The organism is Vibrio sp. CK2-1, from assembly GCF_021726515.1.
In the GTDB taxonomy this organism is placed as follows: domain Bacteria; phylum Pseudomonadota; class Gammaproteobacteria; order Enterobacterales; family Vibrionaceae; genus Vibrio.
In genome coordinates this window covers 592,541-615,227 of the sequence record NZ_JAKKCJ010000001.1, presented here as the reverse complement: position 1 = coordinate 615,227, position 22,687 = coordinate 592,541, and the positions used below count along the sequence as shown (strand labels likewise).

Here is a 22,687-nt window from a genome sequence, read left to right as displayed (position 1 = left end):
TATTAATGTCCTATTTTTTCCGTTATTCTTAAAGACATAACAACAAGTCAGCCATTGTTTAAATAACGGTACAAAACATTATCAGCCAATTAAATTTAACTACTATTGATAATGCCAATTCATCAAAAACCAGGAGATAGTATGAAACCTTGGTTAGCCACTTTAGCTGCCGCAGCCACTCTTATTAGCAATCCGTTATGGGCGGCAGATCAAAGAGATTACCACTACACTGATGGTCATTTGCATTATGTTAACTTCTTCCAAGAAAGCGAAGGAATGACGAAATTACTCGCCAAAATGGATGAAGGCAACATAGACCATGCGATGATTTCTGGCATTAGCTTAGTAAAGAAGTGGCATAAAGATGAACCTCAACGTCCACCTTACTATATGGGAGATGACGCTAAAGTTTATTGGTACAGCGCAACAGATGAAATCGTCGCGAGAGCCGTTGAATCCTTACCTAAAGAACAGCAATCTCGTTTTCACCCTTTTTTGACTGGCTTCAATCCAACCGATATGAATGCGGTTGATCACATCGAATTAATGCTTAAGTGGCGACCTGATTTTTGGCAAGGTATTGGTGAAGTGTTTACTCGCCATGATGATCTAACCGCCTTAACTTATGGCGAAACTGCACGCGCAGATAGTCCTTCATTAATGAGAGTCTATCGCTTAGCGGCTAAACATGACTTACCAATCATGCTGCATTCCAATATCACCTCTACCCGTGTAAATAGCCCTATTTTTATGCCCGAAATGGAAAGCGCGGTAAAAATGAACCCTAAAACACGTTTTATATGGGCTCACGCCGGTACGAGTTTATCCATTAATCGCCGAATTCATATGCAGTTTTTATATAAAGAAATCAGTCGTATGATCAAAACCTACCCGAACCTTTACATTGATATGTCTTGGAGCTTATTAGATGACTACATGCTTGATGAAAATGGTCACCCTGATGCGCATTGGGTTAAATTAGTAGAGTCTTACCCAGATAAATTCTTTATCGGCTCGGATGTAGTTGGGCAATTTGATTCACTACCAAAACTGGCCAGTGATTTTGACGTTTTTCTTGATGCTTTACCGGCAGATACCGCCAACAAAGTCGCACGAGATAATTTTTTATCGCTGTTACCCAAAAAGCATCAGTCAACAAAACAATAATCCATCAGCAAAAAAGAACTAGCGAAAGGTCAATATCTGACAATAGCGCTAAACTAAAAAGCCACTAACGATTTATTATTTGATCGTTAGTGGCTTTAATTTTTTATGCGTTAGTTTTTATACGTAATACTAGTGACTAGGCTACTTTACAGCCCTCAAGATTAAGCAACATTCGCTTCATATCCAGCCCATGAGCAAAGCCAGTTAAGCTACCATCCGCGCCGACAACTCGGTGGCAGGGAATAATAATCGGAATGGGATTACGCCCTATCGCCGCACCAACTGCACGCACTGCTTTGGGATTATTAATTTGCTGTGCGATATCCATATATCGACATGTACTGCCGGTTTGGATTTGGTTCAACGCATGCCAGACGCTTTGCTGAAAATCGGTTCCTATAGGCTTCAATGGCGTTGTAAAGTCAAACTCTACTCGCTGGCCTGCAAAGTATTCAATCACTTGCTCTTTCACATCAGCAAAGCACGTTGTGTCTTCTACCCAAGTAGGCTCGACTTTAAAGCCATCTTTTTTTCCAGCTCCCGTTTCTAAGTGCAAAATATGCAAACCATCATCGCTGCCGACTAAGGTGACATCACAAGATTGAGTGGCAAAAGTTTGGTAGTACCAAGTATTATCGGTTTTGGTTGTCATTGGGTTAATGTCCTAATCCATTCCATAAACATAATGTAGCGTAAGCTCGAAATGGCTGCCACGCTTTTGCTTGTTGTAAAACGGCTTTTCTCGCGGGATATTTACCTTCGCTTGCTAATGCTTTTAATACCCCAAGATCTTTATCTGGAAAACTGTCTTGAATACCTAAGCCGCGCATTGCCAGATAATTTGCCGTCCAAGGGCCAACGCCTTTTAATGCGGTCCATTGTTCGAGAAAATCTTCAAAGACTTGCGCCTTGTCCAAAGAAATAACCTCATTTCGTAGCGCGCTAATCACGACTTGTAAGGTGGCAATCCGAGATGAGGTTAACCCTAGTCCATCAAAGGTATGGTTAAGTAAATCATCACACTGAGGAAAAAAGAAATCGATACCAGCAGGAAAACTCTCTGGCGTCGTTAATTGAGTAGAATGTGCGATGCGTTTCGCTAATGTCGTTGCCGCTTTTACCGATACTTGTTGGCCGAGAATCGCTCGAATACAAAACTCAAAAGAATCAAACGCTTTAGGCATACGAGGCACTCGGTTATCAACAAACCCTCGCTGTAATACTGAGTCTGATTGTAATTGTCGCTCGATGGCTTGCATATCGGTATCAAGATCAAACATAAAGCGAACACGTTGCTGAACGATCTCAAAACCACACTCATCATCACACACGACTTTAACCACCAGCGCATTCTCTGCTGTTTGGTATTCCACTTCAAAATAACCATTTATATAGCCGTCACCTGTGCTCGGTTTTTCAAAATGGAAACTGCGAGCGTATTTGCCTTGAGTGACACATTCAACGCCTTCGATAATGCGTGGGCTAAGAAAATCGAGCATAAAGTCATAATCAAAGCCTGCCGGACAAGTGATATGGAAATGACGCTGCTGTAAATCTAAAAGGTTTAACGATGACATTTGAATCCTTAGCGGTTAACGATATATTCAATCTGCTTGGGTATTTCTTTTATTCGCGTACAATCACTACACTTTTTCTCAATGTTGATTTCCCATGGCTTTAAAACCCACTATATACAAGTTCCGCATCGCTCTTACTGATATGAATCGTGATTATTATGATTCTTTTAATCTGACTATCGCGCAGCACCCTTCGGAAAGTGAAGAACGTATGATGGCTCGCCTCGTCGCATTTTGTCTTAATGCTAGCCAAGATCTTCAATTCACCAAAGGCTTATCAAGTATTGAAGAACCAGATATTTGGCTAAAGACATTAGATGATCAAATCGAGCTTTGGATTGAAGCCGGTGAACCTGATCCTGAGCGCATCAAGAAAGCCACTCGCCTTGCCAAACAAGTAAAAGTATACAGCTTTAATACCAAATCAGATGTGTGGTGGAAGCAAAATCAATCTAAATTTGCTCAACTCAATGCCACTATCGTGCGCTTAGAACACCAAGGCATTCAAGCATTCAGCCAAATGACTGCTAGAACCTTAGATTTAGGGGTAATGTTGTCGGGCAATACGGCTTATGTATCAAGTGATGATAAGCAATGTGAAATTAGCTGGGAAACCTTGCAAGAATAACAACGTAATGTAAGTCTGGTAATGGTTTTTTAATTCACTTGTTTGATATGATGAACCCAGAAACCCGATGAACTCATTTCATATTAAGGAACACGGATGCTTCGCTCATTAATGGTTCGACTTTTCGCTATTAGCTTTTCTTTTATGCTGGCTTTTTCTAGCCACGCCGCCACCGATGAAAGGCTCTCTGACTCAGATGTCACTCGCTATTTTGTGTGTAGTTACCTTCATACCGAAGACAGCTATAAAATCGGTGCTTATTTAATCAAAAACTATGAAGTTCAATGGTATAGCCATAGTGAAACTTATAAAGCATTAGTGAATGACAGATTAACTGAAATTTCTCGCGACCAAGGCGTGTCTAAGTTTAAAGCGGAAGATGAGCTATCAACCAAATATAACTGTAATAGTGCCTATATCGATTTGATTGGGTTAAGCAATATTAAAATTTAAACTCTTAGGAGAGAATGATGACTGAGAAAAACACTCAAGGATTGGCGTTATACCACTTCGAAACTTGCCCATTTTGTCAAAAAGTACGTCGTGCAATGGCTGAGTTAGGTGTAGAGCTTGAATTGCGTGATACTCGCAAAAACCCAGACTACCGTGAAGAGCAAATCAACGGTGGCGGTAAAGGACAAGTGCCATGCCTACGCATTGAGAAAGCTGGCGAAGTGACTTGGATGTACGAATCAGACGCGATTATTGATTACATTAAAGCGCTGTAAGTTTATAAACATTGAAAAGCTGATCGATATACCGGTCAGCTTTTTTTGTGCCTTGTAACACAAGTTTTTGGTATTCCCTTTTGAATATCCAACACTTGCTTTATTATGCCGCCCACTCTCCAACATCATCAAAGGGACACTAACATGGCCGTTATTCGCTGGATCCTTGGTCGCATCATTTTATTACTCAACTTTATCTTTTCACCACGCGGCGTAAAGCGTACTCCAGAAGCTCAACAAGTTATCAATGAGCGCACTCAACAGCTCGCACTTTACCAATTTGATGCCTGCCCATTTTGCGTCAAAGTTCGCCGCGCAATGAAACGTAATAGCTTAAATATCGAATTAAGAGATGCCAAAACCGAACCACACCGTCAAACCCTACTCGATGGTGGTGGCCGCGTGAAAGTACCTTGCCTACGCATTGAAAAAGAAGGTGAAGTAACCTGGATGTATGAGTCGAATGACATCATCCAATATTTAGAGCAAGAGATCGCACAAGCGTAAGTTAGTTTGATGTTAGCCGAGTGGTTTATTGCTCGGCTGATAGTTTACCCTTTCCAACCTTCCCTAAATCACATTATTCGCCGAAGTTGGCCCTGTTTCAGAGTCAATCGCAAACCACTCTGTTTCGGTTTCTGAGCCGCAATGCTTCATTTTTGCTAAATTAAAACTCGGCACTTCAAGTAGATACAAAGCATCTCCGAACTCTTTTAAACCAGATTGGCAAAACGATTGAATGAAGGTATTGGTCTGCCCGGTGCTTAGCTCACTGACCGACTGCATGTCAGCAAAGGTAAACACGAGTATTGGCACGTATTCATACCAGTCAACATTGCAGTGGAAAGCGTCAGGGTGTTCTTCATCCCATGTACGACATTGATTCAAAAACACCACAAATGGTGAATGAGTAGGCTTTGAGATTGGCTGCCAGTCTTGCCAATGCTTGTTTCGGCAATCGTATTGGCGCTGAATTTGGGTCGCAAAGATAGTGATCATCACACTACCCTCAACTTCATGTAAATTCACGGCCTGACAATAAGGGGAAATTAACCCATGAGATAGCATGATCAAGTATCGTTGAGAGCTCTCATAATGATTAAAAGATAAATCAAGTTGATAAGAATCTGATTGGGTATTCAAGTTACAGTAAATTGGAAGATCCATTGTCGAATCAAGTAATTGACAATGACGTTGTACGGTTTGCATTGCTTCAATTTCAGGCGAGATTAAAGATGCAGGTTTCATTACATTCGATTGAGATGGAAGGCTTTGAGGAGCAGGAGTAGCTTGAGTATCCGAAGGTGGTAAAGGCGAAGTACTGCAACCTAGTGTTGTTATGATCAACAGCAAGGTTGCAGCTTTCCAATAGCTCGTTTTCCAGTAGCTAGCATCAGGCGCAATTACTCCTTTCATCACGCCCTCCTAAACCTAAAGTCTATCTAGTAAGGATAGTTGGTATTTACCGATTTGTAGACCCGAATTAATCCCAGATGAAGCTATTAACTTATGATGCTCTCTTTTACCTTACCAAGTAAAGTAAACACACCTACTAATACCGCGCCAGCCGCTAATCCAAGCACGCCGGTGATAAGGAATGGCAATACAGAACCTATAACTGGCAAACTCACGACCGATTGGAGCATGCCATCCGTCAAATGATGCACAGCGGGAATAGTATGTTCGATAATACCGCCACCGACTAAAAACATCGCGACAGTTCCAACTACGGTTAATACTTTCATTAACTTAGGCGCAGTAGCTACAAGGCCATTACCAATTGAATTCATAATGCCTTGGCCTTCACTTTTACGTTGTAAGTAAAAACCTAGATCATCTAGCTTTACAATCCCAGCCACCAAGCCGTACACACCGCACGTCATAATAAAGGCAATTAAACTCACCACGACAATTTGCGTCAATTGTGGATGTCCTTGAACAATGCCTAACGCAATCACGATAATTTCTAATGAAAGAATAAAGTCGGTACGGATTGCACCTTTAATTTTCTTTTTCTCGTAAGCGACAAGGTCTTGTGGAACGGCCTCTGCATTCTCTTGCTCAAAATGGTGGTGATGCGGTAGATACTTTTCGAGGACTTTTTCTGCACCTTCATAACAAAGATATAAACCACCGAGTAGCAAAACCGGCATGATCAACCAAGGCGCTAACGCACTCACAATCAATGCCGATGGCACTAAAATCAACTTATTACGAAAAGAGCCTTTCGCCACGCCCCATACCACGGGGATCTCTCGTTCTGCCCGTACGCCCGTCACTTGCTGGGCATTTAATGCTAAATCATCACCAAGTACACCGACTGTTTTTTTAGCCGCCACTTTAGACATGACGGCGACATCATCTAGCACTGATGCAATATCATCTAATAACGTTAATAAACTTAAACCAGCCATGTTGTACCTTCTCTCTAATCTTTGAACTCGAACTTTACCACTGAATCTATATCCTAGCCTAGCGCAGTGAATCCAATAACATTTCACCCTCTTGTTTAAAAACAAAAACACATCATAGACTTAACAAAAACTTCAAACATGAGCAAATAAACAACAGTAAATATCAATAAAACTAAATTTGGCAGATTAAAATCACATTATCACTGGTTGTTTTCGATATATTCAGAAACTTCATGTAAAGTGCAGGCCTTTAAAATTACCGGCGTCTTTTTGAGACCGCCGGTAGGAATCTACCATTCCGAATGTATAACATTAATTAGAGGCGACAATGACGTATCAGCCAACGCGCTTACCCAGTTTGACACAAGTCTTTATTTCTCTAGGACTGTTCTTATTACTGGCATTCTCTTTTACTGCTAAATTCAACCTTCCTATCCAGCTAGCGCTTTATATCGGTTGGTTTATCATCATCGGTTTAGGTATCTATCTTGGCCATAAATACAAAGATTTAGAAAAAGCCGCTTTAGACGGAATTTCAAATGGTTTAGGTGCCGTGTTGATCTTACTGGCCGTGGGCGCGCTTGTCGGTACTTGGATCTCTGGCGGTATCGTTCCAACCATTATTTATTATGGTCTGAAAGCAATCCACCCTTCTATTTTCCTTTTAGCGACCATGATCATCTGTTCATTAACCGCTCTTGCTACGGGTACCTCTTGGGGCTCAGCAGGTACCGCGGGTATTGCGATGATGGGTATCGGACAAGGCCTAGGGGTTCCTGCTCCTATTACGGCTGGTGCGGTACTTTCTGGCTGTTACTTTGGTGACAAAATGTCGCCGCTGTCTGATTCTGTGATCTTGGCGTCTTCTATGTCGAATGTAGAAGTCATGGAACACATCAAGGGCATGCTACCGATTGCTTTAATCAGCTATATCATTACGGGTGTATTGTTTACCGCATTTGGTTTTCACTACGCGGGCAAAGTGGATATGTCTCAAGTTCAAGGCGTAATCACGGCTATGGAGCAACAATTTACTATTACCCCACTTTCCTTTGTACCGGTAATTATTGTTCTTGGCTTACTGGCGATGCGTATGCCTTCATTCCCAGTGATTAGCTTTGGCTCCCTACTAGGTATCGTGTGGGCCGTGTATGTGCAAGATATTGATTTCTTAACCGCATTCAATACGGCATGGGCACCTTACAGCATTAGCTCTGGCGTTGATTTCATTGATGCGATCTTAAACCGCGGCGGCATGTCTTCGATGCTAGGTTCGGTGGCGGTAATTGTATTTGGTCTAGGTTTTGGTGGACTGCTTGATAAGGTAGGTCTATTAGAAACAGTAGCCAAATTGTTCGAAAAGCGTATTCAAAGCGCCGGCTCTCTCGCTTCAAGCACTATTGCAACCGCCTTTATGGGTAACGTATTTGGCTCGGCGATGTATGTGTCTTTGATTCTAACGCCGAAGATTTGTGCCAAAAACTACGACCGCTTAGGCTACCAACGTAAGAACCTTTCTCGAAATGCTGAGTTTGGTGGCACGTTAACTTCAGGTATGGTGCCGTGGAGTGATAACGGCATCTACATGGCGAGCATTTTAGGTGTGGCGACACTCTCTTATGCGCCTTTCATGTGGCTAAGCTTTATTTGTATCTTCGTGACAATTCTATGTTCTTACATGGGTTGGTTCGTCGATAAATGCGAGCCAGTTGCACAAGCAGAGCAAGAAGAAACGGTTGAGCTAAAACAGCAAACAGCGTCTTAATCTAGGTTAAATATCTATACCCAAGTAGCTTCAAGCTATAAAAACAACAATGCCGCTAATTTCTCCAAAAGAAAGTTAGCGGCATTTTTATCGCAGTGACTTTTCATTAACTTACCAAGTCATTGATTTATCAAGACCGTATTAACGACGTTTATTCGCTAAAAACGCATCTTCTGAAATTTTGTTCCCTTGCTGATCTTGAACAGTGAAAACATAATTCATACCGGATCCGGCTACATTGCTCACCACAAGCACACCATTCTTATCGGTCATTGCTTGTTTCGCGCCAAAACCTTTAATTTCTACTGGGTAGTTTGCTAGCGGTTCACCATCCTGGGTCACCTTAACTACCGCTTGATCGCCAGTGAGGGAACTCACACTAAGCGTCATTCCGTTTGAAGTAGAAGCCATTGCTGCTGAACTCAGTACTAAAGAAGTCGCAAGCAGTGTTGTCGATAACAATTTCATAATTAGCTCCTTTCTTAAAACAAATTCTGTATTGAACTCATTTACGAAACTAATAATAGCGTGATTTTCATCACAATAAATTGCATGAACCTGCACTAGATCATCGAAAAACTTGAACAAGAAAAGGTGAACTATTTTTTGATGCTTCTACAGCCCTTACCTAGTCTCGGTTTGCAGAAAATAGCGCTTCTTAATATAAAATTAGGGCGCTCAAATTTCTTTCAGCGCCCTAACTTTGAACCTAAATTTTTGACAGTCTATTAACTGACCTAAACGAAGTGAGAGCAATTACGCCCACTTTCTTTGGCTTTATACAGCGCCTCATCGACTCGTTTTACTAGGCCACGTTTTTCATCACCACTGACAATCACAGAAGCACCGATACTAACGGTGACTTTACGATCATCAAGAATGTTATAGCTTTCTACTGCTTGGCGAATGGTTTCGGTACGCTGCTCTAGGTTCGATTTGTCGATCACGTTATCTAAAATAACCACGAACTCTTCACCGCCAATGCGATATATGTTGCCAGAATCCGCCACAACTTCTTTCAATACAGCGCTTAGACGAACTAAAGCATCATCACCTTTATCGTGACCGAGTTCATCGTTAATCAGCTTAAAGAAGTCGATATCAAGTAGTACTAGGCCGCATTTTGCAGTATCGCCTTTTTCTAGTACTTCTTGTAAGTCTGTTTCATATTTTCTTCGGTTATTGACTTTAGTTAGCGCATCGGTGTTCGAAAGCTCTTCTAGTCGCTTCTCTGCGGTGATATCAACCACAACGCCAGTAAAACCAATAATTTCACCATCTTCATATAATGGTTTATAGACCGCATGGTAGTGATGAGGGTTGCCATCTGCCTTGAGAAAGAAAGAATCATATTTAATGCTTTCCCCTTGCAAGACTTTCTTATAGTGCGGCAGGTTATTATTAAAGCCTTCATCGCCAATCACTTCAGACATGTGCATACCAACCGCCTGTTGTTGATCGATATTATGCACTTCAGCAAAAAATGGATTGATGTAGCTATAGGTCAAATCACGACCCACAGAGAAAAATAGCAAAGGTGCAGAGTCAATCAATTGTTCAAAAACTTCAGGCGTTGAAGGCGTTCCTGGCATAACAACCTCGTTAGATAAGCTTATAAATCATTGTTAATAATAGACTCAGTATATACTCAAGTCTCTCTAAAGTGCAGCCGAACAATACCTCCGGCTTGTAAGATAATGATACCCCCGAATTCAACTCCGAACTGCAACCTTATTGGATATATTAAAAAACCCCTGAAACTTTTCAGCTTCAGGGGTTTGAGTTTTATATTTTACTTTGGGCGATTGTTGATTAAATCAAACCAAAGGTAAAGTGCATTCCGTAGAACACGCCACGGCCAAAGATTTCTGCGCCAATTAACGCAACTAAAGCCAGTAAGCTATAAAAGCGAACTTTGTTGTTTTCTTGGTGAGCCGATACTGACCACAATACCGCTGCAATTAACATCAATACGCATTGCGTCATGATCATGCTTGAGTATTCAGTTAATACCGTTGTGCCTTGGTGAACAGATGTCACAACCGTTGAGAAATCCAACACGCGAGAAATCATCACTACAAAGTGCACAGCAATCAACAGTACGCCTACGCCAGCAATGATTTTGTTTGATTTGACTGAACGCACATCAAAGGCATTCAACAAAACATAACCAAACAATAGACCAGCGGTGATCACGGTAAAAGTGAACTCGATTGGCGTGTAGATGCTATCCCATAACGGCACAGTATTGATCAAATACACTTTGATCATCGCTGCCATGAAAACCACACCCGCTAGCGAACCTAAGTGACGTAAACCGGTACGTAGTGAACGAGTACCAAGATTCAACACTTCGGTTAACCAGTAAATACCAGCAATGGCAAAGAAGATTGAGCCAGTTAGGATCTCATTCGATAGCCCTGATGCGCCAACGCGGTTAAACGAGTTAAACGCGCGGAACGGTGAACCTAAGTGCAAAGTCGATGCAGCAAAACCAATCGCCATAAAGCCCAACACAAAGAACAAAGCTTTAATCGCTAGATTCTTACTTTCTTCTTCACCAGTCACACACATTAAGCGGGTGCTAATTAGCAAATAAGCACCCACTGCACATTGCGCTAATACGGTAAAGATAACTAAAGGGAGTTCTAAAAAGTGCATTAGATCACCTCCTTCGGATTTTGTAAGAAGCCTGAAGTATCCCCTAATGGTCTCGCATTCGGGTTTAACTTCACGATAAGGTTTGGACTGGTTAAGCGAGAATCCGGTAATGGTGCACAATCTGCGTTATTACCGTATTTAGCGCGTAGCTCATCAATTGGACCAAACTCAATCGCACGGAGTGGGCATGAATCCACACACACTGGCATTAAGCCTTCTGCAACACGCTCATGGCAACCATCACACTTCGTCATGTGACCTTTTTCTTCGCTGTATTGTGGTGCGCCGTAAGGGCAAGCCATGTGACAGTATTTACAACCAATACATACTTCTTCGTTTACCACCACTAGACCATCTTCTTCACGCTTATGCATTGCGCCAGATGGACAAACCTTAGTACAAGCTGGGTTTGAACAATGGTTACACGCAATCGATAGGTAGTATGCGTATACGTCTTGACGGTAAACACCGTTATTTTCAGACCAGTTACCGCCTACGTATTCGTAAATACGACGGAAGTTACGTTTAACGTCTAAGTCTTTGTTGTCTTTGCATGAAAGCTGACAAGTTTTACAGCCAGTACATTTGCTTGAATCAATGTAGAAGCCGTACTGTTTTTTTACGTTTATTGGGCTGTTAGCCGCCGTTGAAGTCGTTACGCTCATGCCTTAACTCCCATGCTTTTCAGTAGTTTAATTTCAACTAAGTTAGTGTGCGATGGATTCGCTTTCGCCAGTGGAGTTGGACGAGCGGTAGTCAATACGTTGATTGAACCATTCATGTCAGTACCTTCACGGTTTGGCGCATACCAAGCACCTTCACCAAGCGCAGTCGTATGAGGGATGATGCGTGGTGTCACTTTGGCGCACACTTGCAACTTACCGAATTCACTTTCTACTTGAACTAGATCGCCGTTTTTGATGCCACGAGGCTCTGCATCAATTGGGTTAATCCAGATCTCTTGTGGCGCCGCCGCTTTCAATAATTCTACGTTGCCGTAAGTTGAGTGAGCGCGAGCTTTGTAGTGGAAGCCAGTCATTTGCAGTGGGAATTGTTCACGCTTCGGTGAATCCCAGCCATCAAACGTTGGGTGGTATTCAGGGATCGGCGTAATGTGCTCATCTTCATCTAGCTCCCAAGTCGCTGCGATGTTTGCTAGCTGCTCAGAGTAGATTTCAATTTTGCCCGATGGTGACGGTAATGGGTTAGCAATTGGATCTTTACGGAAGTCTTCAAGCTCAACATAAGGACGATCATGTTGTTTTTTGTAGATACCTTGCTTACGCATTGTGTCGTAGTCAGGTAGATCCGCATCGTTATTTTGCTTCACCGTTTGTGCGTACATCCACTGTAGCCATTCTTCTTGAGTACGGCCTTCGGTGAATTCTTTTTCTACGCCTAAACGCTTCGATAAATCCGCCATCATGTCGTAGATTGGACGACACTCAAAACGCGGTTTGATCGCTTGGCTTGCAAAGATGAAGTAAGGCATTGAACCTGCCGCGCCATCCATACAGAAATCCGATTGCTCAGAAGTGGTACAGTCTGGCAGTACGATATCAGCATATTTTGCAGATGACGTCATGTGGTTATCGATCACAACGATCATTTCACACGCTTTCTCATCTTGCAGGATTTTATGAGTACGGTTGATGTCTGAGTGTTGGTTAATCAAACAGTTACCTGCATAGTTCCAGATAAATTTGATTGGGTTTTGCAGACGCTCAACACCACGAATACCGTCCGTTTTGTCGGTCATTTCGTGAGCACGGTAAATTGCATCCGTCCATAAGAACATTGGGATAGAGGCTTTTACTGGGTTTGGCACTTTCGGGAAACGTTGGAATGGGTAGCTATGGTCGCCTTCACGCATACCAGTACCACCACCTTGTAGACCAACTTGGCCACGAAGTAGTGAAAGCATACCGATCGCTTTACATGCTTGCTCACCGCTTGCAGAACGTTGTAAGCCCCAACCTTGGGTGATGTAGATGCGATCTGCATTACCAATTTCACGCGCCAGTTTGATGATGTCTTCTGCCGGTACACCGGTAATTGGTGCTGCCCACTCAGGCGTCTTAGGCGTTTTATCGTTGCCGTTACCTAGGATGTAATCTTTATAGCTACCATTTTTTGGTGCTGATGCAGGTAGAGTTTTCGCATCATAACCAACACAGTAAGTGTCTAAGAATGCTTGATCGACTTTATCTTCTGAGATCAGTACGTGCGCAATCGCTGCACATAATGCGGCATCGGTACCGTGACGTAATGGAACCCATTGGTCTTCACGGCCACCAGCAGTATCGGTGTAACGAGGATCGATAATAATAGTGCGAGTACGGTTCTTTTGCTGACCTTCTACATAGTTATGCGTTTGGCCACCACCAGACATACGTGTCTCAGCTGGGTTATTACCAAAGAAGATAGCAAGATCAGCATTTTGAATATCATCCATGCTGTTGTTAGCAACCCAACCGCCGTAGAAGAAATCCGTCATACATTCGATGGCTGCTGCTGAATAGTCACCATAGTGGTTTAGGTAACCACCTTTTAGATTCATTAAGCGTGCAATCAGTGTTGAGCTTGGATCCCAACTTTTGGTAACTGTACCACCAAGCGTACCTGTACCGTAGTTAAGATAAACGGCATCATTGCCATAATTTTTAATCGTGTCATCCAGACTTGCTGCAATTGTATCTAGCGCTTCATCCCAGCTGATGCGTTTGAATTTACCTTCGCCACGTTTACCAACACGTTTTAGAGGGTATTTTAAGCGATCAGGGTTATATACGCGGCGACGCATAGAGCGACCACGCAAACACGCACGCACTTGGTGAGTATTGTTAAACTCATCTAAGCCAGTGTTGTCAGTTTCAACCCACTTAATTTCACCATCAACCACATGCATACGTAATGGACAACGGCTACCGCAGTTTACGGTACATGCCGACCATACGATCTTTTCATCTGGTTTCGCTGGAGTTTCAATCGCAAGCGCTTTCTTGCTAAACGGTAATGTTAAGCCACTAGCCACAGTTGCTAAGGCACCTAACGTGGCACTACCTTTTACAAAGCCACGACGTGTGACTGCAAATGCGTCGTTCTTATTTGTCTGTTTATTATTAACTGACACGACTTTTCCTCATTTTATACTTCGAGTGATGGCCGCGATTATGGACTTACCCCTATAGAGGTACTTTGTTCTAAATCAAAGTCTATCGACTCTATTCACCGTATATTACGTGCCACTTAGAATGAGACCTAGAGCACACTTTAAAATGACGAGTTTTTACACAGAATCAGCATTAATCACTAAAATTCTTGGCGCGTTAATCTATTTCCGACCAAGTGAATTTAGCGACAACGGCCTCGATCGAGTCTTAACTTTACAAGTTGAATCACAAGAAAGCAGCGCTCTGATTAAAACGTTTCAAAGCGTGCTTGATCAATTTAACCGTACCGATATCGATACCTTGAATATGGCTCACGATGAATTTTTCTCAGGTATTGGCGATATGCCAGTGCCACCTTGGGGTTCAGTGTATTTAGATCGTGAGTGTGTGCTGTTTGGTGAATCAACTTCTGAATATAAGCAGTTTTTAGTGCAGCAAGGTTTTGAGTTTGAAACGCACAACAATGATCCGCTCGACCACATTGGCCTAATGCTAATGACGCTGGGCGCATTACTTGAAAATCAAACCGCAGATGAAGCATCAGCCGCACTAGAAGAGCTATTAAGTCATCACTTACTGCCTTGGGCGCCGCATTACTTGCGACAAGTTGCCCCATTGATTTCTGAGCCCGCTTACGCACAAGCCATCGCGCTGACGCAAACCTTATTCAATGATCTACAAACGGCGTTTAACCTAGCCGTTAAGCCAAGACAGATTTACTTTAAGATTGCGCAACAATAAGCCAATGACTGAACGTAAGAACAAAACACAAGAACCGCAACCAAGCCGCCGTGCCTTATTTACTGGCATGGCGAAACGCAGCTATCAAGCGGTACAAGTAGAAGAAAAGGTACAGCGCACTGTGCCGCGTCCGCCGAATGCGGTTGATGAAGATATTTTTACTCGTTTGTGCAACCAATGCGGAGAATGTGAAAAGGTTTGCCCTGAATCGGTTATTCGTATGCAAAACGGCTTTCCAACGTTAGATGTCGAATATTCTCATTGCACCTTGTGTGGCAAATGCCAAGCCGCTTGCCCGACGATTGCTTTATCCAATAAACAGCAAGATACCGGACTGCGAGCCAAAGCGTCTGAAACCTGTATCAATCTTTATGGCTATTGCGATTCTTGCGCCCAATCTTGCCCAAGCCAAGCACTAGAGTGGAAAGACAGCCAGATCCCAACCATCGATGCTAGTAAATGCACAGGTTGCGGCATCTGTAAAAGCGACTGTTTTATTGGTGCGATTCAACTGAACTAACCGTACACAAACACAATTAATCTGGCGCTGTCATTAAACCTACCGGTGTAACAAAAACCTGACATTCAATTAAGAAAAAACCTGCAAATACACCTTTGCTATTATCAATTGAGCGATATAATAGCCACTCTTCAAACAGGCATTTGAAAATACATTTTGTAGCTTGATGCCTGCCCTTTGAAATTGAATCGTAATAGGATACACACCCCGTATGCTCAGCAAAGTCAAAACCGCTTGTTCTCGCTTTAAACAAGCCCCTCGTTCTATTCGAATTACGTCTTATTTAGGCGCAGCTTATGCGACTTACGCTCTGATCTTAGGGTTAATTGTTCCTGCTGTGGTTCAATCACAAGTTCCAACCACACTTTCTGAACTACTTGGCAGACAAGTGAATATTGAGAAAGTCCGTATCAATCCATTTTTATTGCGCTTTAGAGTCGATGGTTTTGAAATTAAAGAAGCGGATGACAGCCAATCTTTTGTCAGCTTTGAGCGCTTAGATCTACAAATTGGTTTCTGGCGTAGTGTGCTGCATTTCACTCCCAGCTTAGATCACCTTTACTTGCAACAACCTGATGTGAAGATGGTGCGTGTCGATAACCTTGGTAACTTCAACTTTACCGATATTATTGAGTCTGTTGCGAACGCTTCAAAACCAACCGAAGAAACCAAAGAAACAGATGAGCCTTCTTCTGGCCTTCCTCCGTTTCACGCGCGTGATATTCAACTAACCAATGGCCAATTCGATTTTATCGATAACCCAACTGGCGCACATTTAAAATACCAGGGCTTAAATATTCGTTTGCCACAATTGGATTCTCAAGCCGAAACGATTGTGAAAAGTAACGAAAGCCAATCATCCGATTCAAGCCAAGAAAACCATTTCGCTATCAATGTAACGGGGGCAGATAACGGCTCGTTAGATCTAGAAGGTAAGTTCCAATTTGAACCTTTTGCTATCGAAGGCAAATTGGGCATGAACAATATTACCTTATCGAACTTCTGGCCATTTGCCGAAAAGCAACTGGATGCCAAACTGACTAACGGTAAATTCAACTTCTCAACTGAATTCCAAGCTAAAAATGAACCTACGCGTTTTGACTACTCCACCAGCAAAGGTCGCTTTGAACTACTAGACCTTAATTTTACTGACGGTGAAAAAGACAAAATTAAACTACCTAGCTTAACGTTAGATGCTATCGCTCTTACCAATAAAGACCATGCGGTTGATATTGGCTCACTGACCCTTGATGGATTGTGGATTGATGCGTTATTCGACAAGCAAGGACTCGACCTACAACGCTTATTTACACCAAAACAAGAAGCGCCAAAACCGACCGTAAGTGTGAAAGCCGCCGATACGGATAAAAGCAAGCCTGTAGAATCAGAAGAAGTCGTGCAACCTAGCGTAACCGTCAGCAAGCAACCTACTCAAAATGACACGGCTTGGATTGTACGTTTACACAAATTCGCCATGATCAATAACGATATTAATATCAACGAGAAAATGGTCAGCAGTGGCGTACATTGGCGCATCAACCCTTTCAATATTGAAGCTAATAACATCATCAGCGATTTATCGCAGCCAATTGATTACGATGTTGATTTAGAAGTGAACTCATGGGTGAAAAGCCCACTCGATCACACCCGTGGCAGTTTCTCTAGCCAAGGTAAAATTAATGCCAAAGATCTTACCTTTAATGGTGATATCAACCTAGATCAACTAGAACTAAGCCAATTCCAAGCTTATATCGACCCATACCTTAATGTGCGCTTACAAGATGGTAAGTTGTCCACCAAAGGTCAATTCAGCGCCGATACTCAAGGCCATGCAACCTACGCCGGACAAGCGAATATAACAAGCTTGTTAGTGCGTGATAAATTGGAATATCAACCGCTGATCAAATGGTCGAATATGGCGGTGAATAACCTACGTTTCGATCTTGGACAAAAGAGCATCAAAATCAATTCGATTAACTTTAACTCTCTTTACAGCAAAGTCTTGATCGATAAACAACAGCGCACCAATATTGGCAGCTTAGTCAAACCTCAACCTGCTTCGGCATCACAAGGCACATCAAGCAGCCAAAACAGCAAGCCCTACTCTGTGGATGTCGGCAGCATTAACATCAGCAATGGTTCCGCTTACTTTGCCGATTATTCATTAACGCCAAGCTTCGCCTCTGGCATTGAATCACTTAATGGTTCGATTAAACACCTCTCATCTACACCGGGTACCAAAGCAAGCGTGGACTTAAACGGTAAAATCAATAAATACGCACCGGTTACCTTAAAAGGTGATATTAACCCATTGATTAAAAACCCGTATTTGGACTTAGATTTAATCTTTAAGAGTGTGGAATTGACTTCGGTAAACCCATACTCAGGCACCTATGCCGGTTATTACATCGACAAAGGTCAGCTGTCTCTGGCACTAAAATACCAATTGGAAAACAACCACTTAATTGGTGAAAATCACGTAGTGATTGATCAGCTAAAACTGGGCGAGCCAAGTGATTCGGATCTCGCCACTGGCCTACCGTTATCACTTGCGATTGCACTACTACAAGATCGCAATGGCGTGATTGATTTAGGCGTTCAAGTGACCGGTGATGTCAACGATCCCGACTTTAGTTTTGGTAGTGTGCTATGGGGTGCATTTGCTAACATTATTACTAAAGCCGTGACCTCACCGTTCTCGATGATTGCAGGTATTGCGGGCAGTGATGAAGAGCTAAACCACATTATCTTTGATGCTGGTGCCGCTACGATCACCGAAGAAGAACAAGGCAAATTGGATATCGTTGCTAAGGCACTACAAGAAAGACCAAAACTACAACTCAGCATTGTAGGTTCAGTTCAAGAAGCAGAAGATACCAGAGCAATTGCCGAGCAAAAACTTCAAACCTTACTACTTAAAGAAAGTGGTGATGATGCGATTCCTGAAGGTTTAACTGCCGACAACTTCCCTGCTGATAGTGATTTATCCGACGCTTTAGAAGATCTCTTTAAAGCCCAATTCAATATCCGTATTGGTACTGAAGAAGATAAAGTAGAAGAGCAATTAAAAGCAGAAACGGGCAAACAAGACATTGACGATGACGTTCTAGAGCAAGCTCTCAATGCTAGTATGTATAACCAATTGGTTGAAGTACAAGACGTTAACCATGATGAACTCGGTAGTCTCGCTGTAGAACGCGCGCGCGCAATCAAAGCCTACTTAGTCGATGTTCAGCAAATTGAACCGGCTCGTGTCTTCATTCTAGACAGTAAGACCAAACTGAAAACCGAAGATCGCTCTGCTGAGTTATCTTTAGATGGTAGTTGATTAAATAACCCATTCAGCTACGATTGACTTGATTACGGTTAACTTGATAATAAAAGCTCAAATTTCAGATGAAGTTTGAGCTTTTTTGTTTGAGACCAATCACCTATCCATCAGCAATTGTGAAATATGCGCAAGTGTCTTTTCCCAAGTTGACTCTGAAATGCCAAGTGCAGAAGAAGCGGTAATTCCTTCATAAATTAACATCAACAGCGAAGCTAAATCGGGTTGAAATATTCCATCTTTTTCCAGCCGATTAACTAAGTCATCTTCTCGTCGCTGCTTGTAATCTCGAACATATTGAACGATATCGTCATCTTTTCCTTGGTATTCAGACAAGGCATTTAAATAAAAACAGCCTCCGTGGTTTTGCTTCTCAAACCAATCTTTCAGTGCATAAAACGGCACTAACGACCATCTACCTTGTGAATAAGCCTCATCCAACCGCTTAATTTCTTGCCAATATCTACTTTCTCTTTGCTCCATAATCGCCAAAATCAACGCCTCTTTAGTTGCAAAGTGCTTGTACAGCGTGCGCTGAGTGGTATTAGCGTGCTCGGCTATTTTGGCGACACCCGTTCGATGAAAACCTTCCTGATAAAACAAGATCTCTGCAGATTGGAGTAAGTCATCTTTCTTTGACATTTATGCCTCACAATGAAAGTATAGTGATCACTATACCTAGGTTATCAACTCAACATTATATTGCAAATTTATCTAAAGGACTAAAGAGATGAAACAAGATAAAACGATGAAAGCCGTTGTAACAATGGAGCAAGGCGGTCTCGATAAACTTGTCTATCAGGACGTAGCGATTCCTGAGCTTTCCGATGGAGAGGTTTTAATCAAAGTACTTGCTGCCGGAGTCAACAACACTGAAATCAACACTCGAATGGGCTGGTACTCTGGTGATGTAAACACCTCAACCAATGACATGGCCGACCAAGGCGATTTTAATACTTTAAAAGATGGCGGCTGGAGTAAAGAAACCCCTTTCCCTCTAATTCAAGGAACGGATTGCTGCGGTATCGTGGTTGATGCTGCAAACGACACACACAAAAAGCTTATCGATCAACGTGTCTTAGTCAGACCTTGCATGAGAACTAACGGCTTTAACGATGTCGACAACATCTGGATGGCATCGGACTTTGATGGTGCCTTTGCCGAGTATGTAAAAGTACCGGCAAGTGAAGTCTTTCCGGTTCAATCTCAATGGAATGATGAGCAACTTGCCAGCATACCTTGTGCATACGGCACTGCTGAGAACATGCTACATAGAGCTAGCGTGAAAGAATCGGATACCGTTTTAGTCATGGGCGCTTCTGGTGGCATTGGTTCAGCAGCCGTTCAACTGGCTAAGCGTCGTGGCGCCACTGTTTTTGCTGTGGCTTCCAAGGCTAACCACGCATCCGTGCAAACGTTAGGTGCTGATAAGATTTTAGATCGTAATGACGATCTCATTCAGGCTTTAGGTGAAAACAGTGTCGATATTGTCATCGATAATGTGGCTGGTGAGAACTTTGGATTACAATTAACAATACTTAAACGCGGTGGACGCCTTGCAACATCAGGAGCTATCGCCGGGCCAGTTGTCAACATCGACCTTCGAAAGTTATACCTAAAAGACATCACTCTGATTGGAACAACCGCATGGGATGAACCCGTATTCCCTAACCTAGTTCAATACATAGAGAACAACGAAATTAAGCCACTAGTCGCGAAAACCTTCCCTCTTGAACAAATCGCCCAAGCCCAAACTGAGTTTTTACAAAAGAACCACTTTGGGAAGTTTGTATTGATCCCTTAGATCTAGCGTGATTAAACGGGTAACGAAAGCGTAAACTAGCCTACTTTGTATATATCTAATAAACGAAAAATCTCAAGCTTCATATGAAGTTTGAGGTTTTTATACATTTCTACTAAATATGAAATTGATCTTACACAAATTAAACTGTAACTAATTTTAATTTAAACGATGCAGGATGTATGATAAAAGTTAATAAGTTTCTAGTCTTGAATTATCCTCTTAAAAGGTATGTAGAATGCGTTATTATCAAAACTTCATTCACAATGGCGCAAAATCAGCACCTTGCATATCTTTCCTGTTACTAATTATTGGCTGCTCACTTTTTATTTATCAAACGGTTTATGGCGTTAAAGCGCAAACAGAAAGACGGCTCAATATAGGTACCGCCTTAATTGATAATATTCTTGATAATTCATATTCGGCACTAGATAAAGTAGAGCTGTACCTTTCTGAATCATGTGATGAAAGCTTGCCTATCATGAAAAACTTAGTCGACATTGTGCAAGGTCTTCAAAGCTTTAATATTGAAGATCATAATGGTGTCATTGTATGTTCAACAAGCGATAAGTTACTTGGCTATAAATTTAACTTAGACTCTTTTGAAGATTCCGATTTATTCATTAAGAAATCCGACACGCTTACCCCTGGACATCCTCTGTTAATTTTGAAGCGTCACGTTAGAGGGAAAATATTATTTTTGACCATAGCAGGCAGTAATATTTATAACTCTCTTGATGTCGTTAAAAATCTAGATAAATTTTCCATAGAAACTGAAGACTTCTATTTAGATAACCAAGGCAATCTAACAGAGAACGATGGTCGCTACCCAATTACACACGCTTCAGAAAATCACCCATTCAAACTAAGCACCAAAATAACGTTAGATGACTACATCGCATACGGTCTCAAGGAAAACCTTTTTTTACTCATCATATTTGCACTCTTAGCACTCAGCTATGCCTGCTTGAGTTTTATTAAAACACGTAGCCCATCGTCCGTTCATCAAATGAAAAAAGCGTTAATCAATAATGAGTTTGTGCCTTATGTACAGCCAATAATGAACGCGAAAGGAGAGCTGGCAGGCTTAGAGGTGTTAATACGTTGGTTAAAGCCTCATGGAATGATTTATCCAGATACTTTTATTCCAGCGGCAGAGCAATCTGGGTTAATTATCCCTATCACTGAACAATTAATGGGAAATGTCGCCAAGGAACTAAATCCTATCGCGAACCAACTTCCAAAAGATTTTCATGTTGGTGTCAATATTAGTGCAAAACACTTTGATGAAAACCACCAACAGTCTTTAATCAAATGTTGCGAAGAATTTAAAGGCACACCAACAGGTAAGCATTCTGAACTGTTAATCGAAATAACAGAGCGTGAGTTGATTACTGACTATGAACAAACAAATCATGCTATTTCTGCTCTACAGGTTATGGGGGCAAAATTAGCAATCGATGATTTTGGTACTGGCCACTCAACCTTAGATTACATAAAGAATTTAAGCATCGATACCATCAAAATTGATAAATCTTTTGTTGATTTAATCGATACGGGGGCAATAACAGCCCAACTTGTAGATAACATCATCGATCTATCACAGCGATTAAATGTCAGTATTATTGCAGAAGGGGTTGAGAGTGAGCTTCAAGTCCAGTATTTAAGTGAAAGAGGCGTTGATTACTTACAAGGCTATTACTTCGCCAAACCAATGCCAATACAGGATTTCATTGACCAGTACTTCAAACCATAATCCAAAGGGCTACTTTCCCGCTTTCACCATCTCAATGATCTTGGTGGCTTTCTCAAAGTGATCTAGCTTATGCGTTTGGATCCACCAAGTTGCGGCTTCCATTAAAAGCTCTGGATTATCGTTTTTATTGGCGAAAAAGGCGTAAAATGACACACCGACATTATCGCCCTTTTGTTCTATTTTCTTAGTACAAACAACAATAACCTTCTCTCGTAATGACTCTCGCATTAAAACACTTCCTTTCGAATCATCTACTTGTATTGATTCAGCTTTGAATTAACCAAAAATGACCACCAGCACGAGTACGACTAAGGCGATGATCCCAAACACTTTCATCGCCATTTTTAAGTCACCGCCGCCGTTTGGCGCTTGATTACAACATCCCATTGATTTGTCCTCCACAAAATAAAAGCTTTACCAATTAACTG

Annotated in this window: 22 protein-coding genes; 11 read left to right on the top strand and 11 right to left on the bottom strand. The window is 42.0% G+C overall.

What is annotated here, in order from left to right:
• Positions 1–141: 141 nt before the first annotated feature.
• Positions 142–1,167: an amidohydrolase family protein gene (locus L3V25_RS02655; RefSeq protein WP_237293948.1), complete on the top strand. Its 1,026-nt coding sequence runs from the start codon at positions 142–144 to the stop codon at positions 1,165–1,167.
• 136 nt (positions 1,168–1,303) lie between these two features.
• Here L3V25_RS02655 and L3V25_RS02650 read toward each other — a convergent pair whose 3' ends face one another.
• Complete coding sequence (locus tag L3V25_RS02650) at positions 1,304–1,819, bottom strand: methylated-DNA--[protein]-cysteine S-methyltransferase (protein ID WP_237293947.1); 516 nt, start codon at positions 1,817–1,819, stop codon at positions 1,304–1,306.
• Between the two features lie 4 nt (positions 1,820–1,823).
• Complete coding sequence (locus tag L3V25_RS02645; protein WP_237293946.1) at positions 1,824–2,744, bottom strand: AlkA N-terminal domain-containing protein; 921 nt, start codon at positions 2,742–2,744, stop codon at positions 1,824–1,826.
• 94 nt (positions 2,745–2,838) lie between these two features.
• On the opposite strand from L3V25_RS02645, the gene L3V25_RS02640 reads away from it, so the two are divergent.
• The 4 genes from L3V25_RS02640 (at position 2,839) to L3V25_RS02625 (ending at position 4,607) form a co-directional block, all read left to right on the top strand.
• A complete protein-coding gene (locus L3V25_RS02640; protein WP_237293945.1) occupies positions 2,839–3,372 on the top strand; it encodes a YaeQ family protein in 534 nt (177 codons plus the stop codon).
• A gap of 96 nt (positions 3,373–3,468) precedes the next feature.
• Positions 3,469–3,825: a hypothetical protein gene (locus L3V25_RS02635; RefSeq protein ID WP_237293944.1), complete on the top strand. Its 357-nt coding sequence runs from the start codon at positions 3,469–3,471 to the stop codon at positions 3,823–3,825.
• 14 nt (positions 3,826–3,839) lie between these two features.
• Positions 3,840–4,100, top strand: a complete 261-nt coding sequence (locus L3V25_RS02630) for a glutathione S-transferase N-terminal domain-containing protein (protein ID WP_237293943.1) — start codon at positions 3,840–3,842, stop codon at positions 4,098–4,100.
• 144 nt (positions 4,101–4,244) lie between these two features.
• Positions 4,245–4,607, top strand: coding sequence for a glutathione S-transferase N-terminal domain-containing protein (locus L3V25_RS02625; protein WP_027694973.1), 363 nt, complete (start codon positions 4,245–4,247; stop codon positions 4,605–4,607).
• Between the two features lie 63 nt (positions 4,608–4,670).
• Here the strand turns inward: L3V25_RS02625 and L3V25_RS02620 are convergent, their stop codons facing one another.
• Together L3V25_RS02620 and L3V25_RS02615 are read right to left on the bottom strand one after the other, a co-directional pair.
• Positions 4,671–5,516: a hypothetical protein gene (locus tag L3V25_RS02620; protein WP_237293942.1), complete on the bottom strand. Its 846-nt coding sequence runs from the start codon at positions 5,514–5,516 to the stop codon at positions 4,671–4,673.
• Between the two features lie 86 nt (positions 5,517–5,602).
• Positions 5,603–6,514 (bottom strand): DUF808 domain-containing protein, encoded by a 912-nt coding sequence (locus L3V25_RS02615; protein ID WP_237293941.1) that lies wholly within the window; start codon positions 6,512–6,514, stop codon positions 5,603–5,605.
• Positions 6,515–6,842: 328 nt separating this feature from the next.
• On the opposite strand from L3V25_RS02615, the gene nhaC reads away from it, so the two are divergent.
• Positions 6,843–8,279: a Na+/H+ antiporter NhaC gene (gene nhaC / locus L3V25_RS02610; RefSeq protein ID WP_237293940.1), complete on the top strand. Its 1,437-nt coding sequence runs from the start codon at positions 6,843–6,845 to the stop codon at positions 8,277–8,279.
• A 141-nt stretch (positions 8,280–8,420) separates the two neighbouring features.
• Here nhaC and L3V25_RS02605 read toward each other — a convergent pair whose 3' ends face one another.
• From L3V25_RS02605 to L3V25_RS02585, 5 genes are all read right to left on the bottom strand, one after another.
• On the bottom strand, positions 8,421–8,747 hold the full coding sequence (locus L3V25_RS02605; protein WP_237293939.1) for a DUF4198 domain-containing protein: 327 nt from the start codon (positions 8,745–8,747) through the stop codon (positions 8,421–8,423).
• A 269-nt stretch (positions 8,748–9,016) separates the two neighbouring features.
• Positions 9,017–9,871, bottom strand: a complete 855-nt coding sequence (locus L3V25_RS02600; protein WP_237293938.1) for a GGDEF domain-containing protein — start codon at positions 9,869–9,871, stop codon at positions 9,017–9,019.
• 220 nt (positions 9,872–10,091) lie between these two features.
• Positions 10,092–10,940, bottom strand: a complete 849-nt coding sequence (locus L3V25_RS02595; protein WP_237293937.1) for a DmsC/YnfH family molybdoenzyme membrane anchor subunit — start codon at positions 10,938–10,940, stop codon at positions 10,092–10,094.
• Positions 10,940–11,605 (bottom strand): DMSO/selenate family reductase complex B subunit, encoded by a 666-nt coding sequence (locus tag L3V25_RS02590; protein ID WP_237293936.1) that lies wholly within the window; start codon positions 11,603–11,605, stop codon positions 10,940–10,942. The genes L3V25_RS02595 and L3V25_RS02590 overlap by 1 nt, the downstream gene beginning before the upstream one ends.
• Positions 11,602–14,073 carry a DmsA/YnfE/YnfF family dimethyl sulfoxide reductase gene (locus tag L3V25_RS02585; RefSeq protein WP_237293935.1) on the bottom strand — a complete coding sequence of 824 codons (2,472 nt, stop codon included), beginning with the start codon at positions 14,071–14,073 and terminating at the stop codon, positions 11,602–11,604. Before L3V25_RS02585 ends, L3V25_RS02590 begins: the two co-directional genes overlap by 4 nt.
• Positions 14,074–14,218: 145 nt before the next feature.
• Between L3V25_RS02585 and L3V25_RS02580 the strand changes: the two genes are divergently transcribed.
• The 3 genes from L3V25_RS02580 (at position 14,219) to L3V25_RS02570 (ending at position 18,702) form a co-directional block, all read left to right on the top strand.
• Positions 14,219–14,854, top strand: a complete 636-nt coding sequence (locus L3V25_RS02580) for a molecular chaperone TorD family protein (RefSeq protein WP_237293934.1) — start codon at positions 14,219–14,221, stop codon at positions 14,852–14,854.
• Positions 14,855–14,858: 4 nt separating this feature from the next.
• Complete coding sequence (napF, locus tag L3V25_RS02575; protein ID WP_237293933.1) at positions 14,859–15,374, top strand: ferredoxin-type protein NapF; 516 nt, start codon at positions 14,859–14,861, stop codon at positions 15,372–15,374.
• 211 nt (positions 15,375–15,585) lie between these two features.
• Complete coding sequence (locus tag L3V25_RS02570; protein WP_237293932.1) at positions 15,586–18,702, top strand: DUF748 domain-containing protein; 3,117 nt, start codon at positions 15,586–15,588, stop codon at positions 18,700–18,702.
• 99 nt (positions 18,703–18,801) lie between these two features.
• Here L3V25_RS02570 and L3V25_RS02565 read toward each other — a convergent pair whose 3' ends face one another.
• Positions 18,802–19,344, bottom strand: a complete 543-nt coding sequence (locus L3V25_RS02565) for a TetR/AcrR family transcriptional regulator (protein ID WP_237293931.1) — start codon at positions 19,342–19,344, stop codon at positions 18,802–18,804.
• 88 nt (positions 19,345–19,432) lie between these two features.
• Here L3V25_RS02565 and L3V25_RS02560 point away from each other — a divergent pair, with 88 nt between their 5' ends.
• A complete protein-coding gene (locus L3V25_RS02560) occupies positions 19,433–20,506 on the top strand; it encodes an alcohol dehydrogenase family protein (RefSeq protein ID WP_237293930.1) in 1,074 nt (357 codons plus the stop codon).
• 235 nt (positions 20,507–20,741) lie between these two features.
• Complete coding sequence (locus tag L3V25_RS02555; protein WP_237293929.1) at positions 20,742–22,259, top strand: EAL domain-containing protein; 1,518 nt, start codon at positions 20,742–20,744, stop codon at positions 22,257–22,259.
• A gap of 9 nt (positions 22,260–22,268) precedes the next feature.
• Here the strand turns inward: L3V25_RS02555 and L3V25_RS02550 are convergent, their stop codons facing one another.
• Complete coding sequence (locus tag L3V25_RS02550) at positions 22,269–22,487, bottom strand: DUF6500 family protein (protein WP_237293928.1); 219 nt, start codon at positions 22,485–22,487, stop codon at positions 22,269–22,271.
• Positions 22,488–22,687 lie beyond the last annotated feature (200 nt).

Bases quoted from the DNA above. Each gene is read 5' to 3' on its own strand.
- L3V25_RS02640 (WP_237293945.1), top strand. From the start codon at position 2,839: ATGGCTTTAAAACCCACTATATACAAGTTCCGCATCGCTCTTACTGAT.
- L3V25_RS02625 (WP_027694973.1), top strand. From the start codon at position 4,245: ATGGCCGTTATTCGCTGGATCCTTGGTCGCATCATTTTATTACTCAAC.
- L3V25_RS02630 (WP_237293943.1), top strand. From the start codon at position 3,840: ATGATGACTGAGAAAAACACTCAAGGATTGGCGTTATACCACTTCGAA.
- L3V25_RS02615 (WP_237293941.1), bottom strand. From the start codon at position 6,514: ATGGCTGGTTTAAGTTTATTAACGTTATTAGATGATATTGCATCAGTG.
- L3V25_RS02620 (WP_237293942.1), bottom strand. From the start codon at position 5,516: ATGAAAGGAGTAATTGCGCCTGATGCTAGCTACTGGAAAACGAGCTAT.
- L3V25_RS02650 (WP_237293947.1), bottom strand. From the start codon at position 1,819: ATGACAACCAAAACCGATAATACTTGGTACTACCAAACTTTTGCCACT.
- L3V25_RS02595 (WP_237293937.1), bottom strand. From the start codon at position 10,940: ATGCACTTTTTAGAACTCCCTTTAGTTATCTTTACCGTATTAGCGCAA.
- L3V25_RS02600 (WP_237293938.1), bottom strand. From the start codon at position 9,871: ATGCCAGGAACGCCTTCAACGCCTGAAGTTTTTGAACAATTGATTGAC.
- L3V25_RS02550 (WP_237293928.1), bottom strand. From the start codon at position 22,487: ATGCGAGAGTCATTACGAGAGAAGGTTATTGTTGTTTGTACTAAGAAA.
- L3V25_RS02605 (WP_237293939.1), bottom strand. From the start codon at position 8,747: ATGAAATTGTTATCGACAACACTGCTTGCGACTTCTTTAGTACTGAGT.
- L3V25_RS02635 (WP_237293944.1), top strand. From the start codon at position 3,469: ATGCTTCGCTCATTAATGGTTCGACTTTTCGCTATTAGCTTTTCTTTT.
- napF (WP_237293933.1), top strand. From the start codon at position 14,859: ATGACTGAACGTAAGAACAAAACACAAGAACCGCAACCAAGCCGCCGT.
- nhaC (WP_237293940.1), top strand. From the start codon at position 6,843: ATGACGTATCAGCCAACGCGCTTACCCAGTTTGACACAAGTCTTTATT.
- L3V25_RS02560 (WP_237293930.1), top strand. From the start codon at position 19,433: ATGAAACAAGATAAAACGATGAAAGCCGTTGTAACAATGGAGCAAGGC.
- L3V25_RS02555 (WP_237293929.1), top strand. From the start codon at position 20,742: ATGCGTTATTATCAAAACTTCATTCACAATGGCGCAAAATCAGCACCT.
- L3V25_RS02655 (WP_237293948.1), top strand. From the start codon at position 142: ATGAAACCTTGGTTAGCCACTTTAGCTGCCGCAGCCACTCTTATTAGC.
- L3V25_RS02565 (WP_237293931.1), bottom strand. From the start codon at position 19,344: ATGTCAAAGAAAGATGACTTACTCCAATCTGCAGAGATCTTGTTTTAT.
- L3V25_RS02580 (WP_237293934.1), top strand. From the start codon at position 14,219: ATGACGAGTTTTTACACAGAATCAGCATTAATCACTAAAATTCTTGGC.
- L3V25_RS02645 (WP_237293946.1), bottom strand. From the start codon at position 2,744: ATGTCATCGTTAAACCTTTTAGATTTACAGCAGCGTCATTTCCATATC.
- L3V25_RS02590 (WP_237293936.1), bottom strand. From the start codon at position 11,605: ATGAGCGTAACGACTTCAACGGCGGCTAACAGCCCAATAAACGTAAAA.
- L3V25_RS02570 (WP_237293932.1), top strand. From the start codon at position 15,586: ATGCTCAGCAAAGTCAAAACCGCTTGTTCTCGCTTTAAACAAGCCCCT.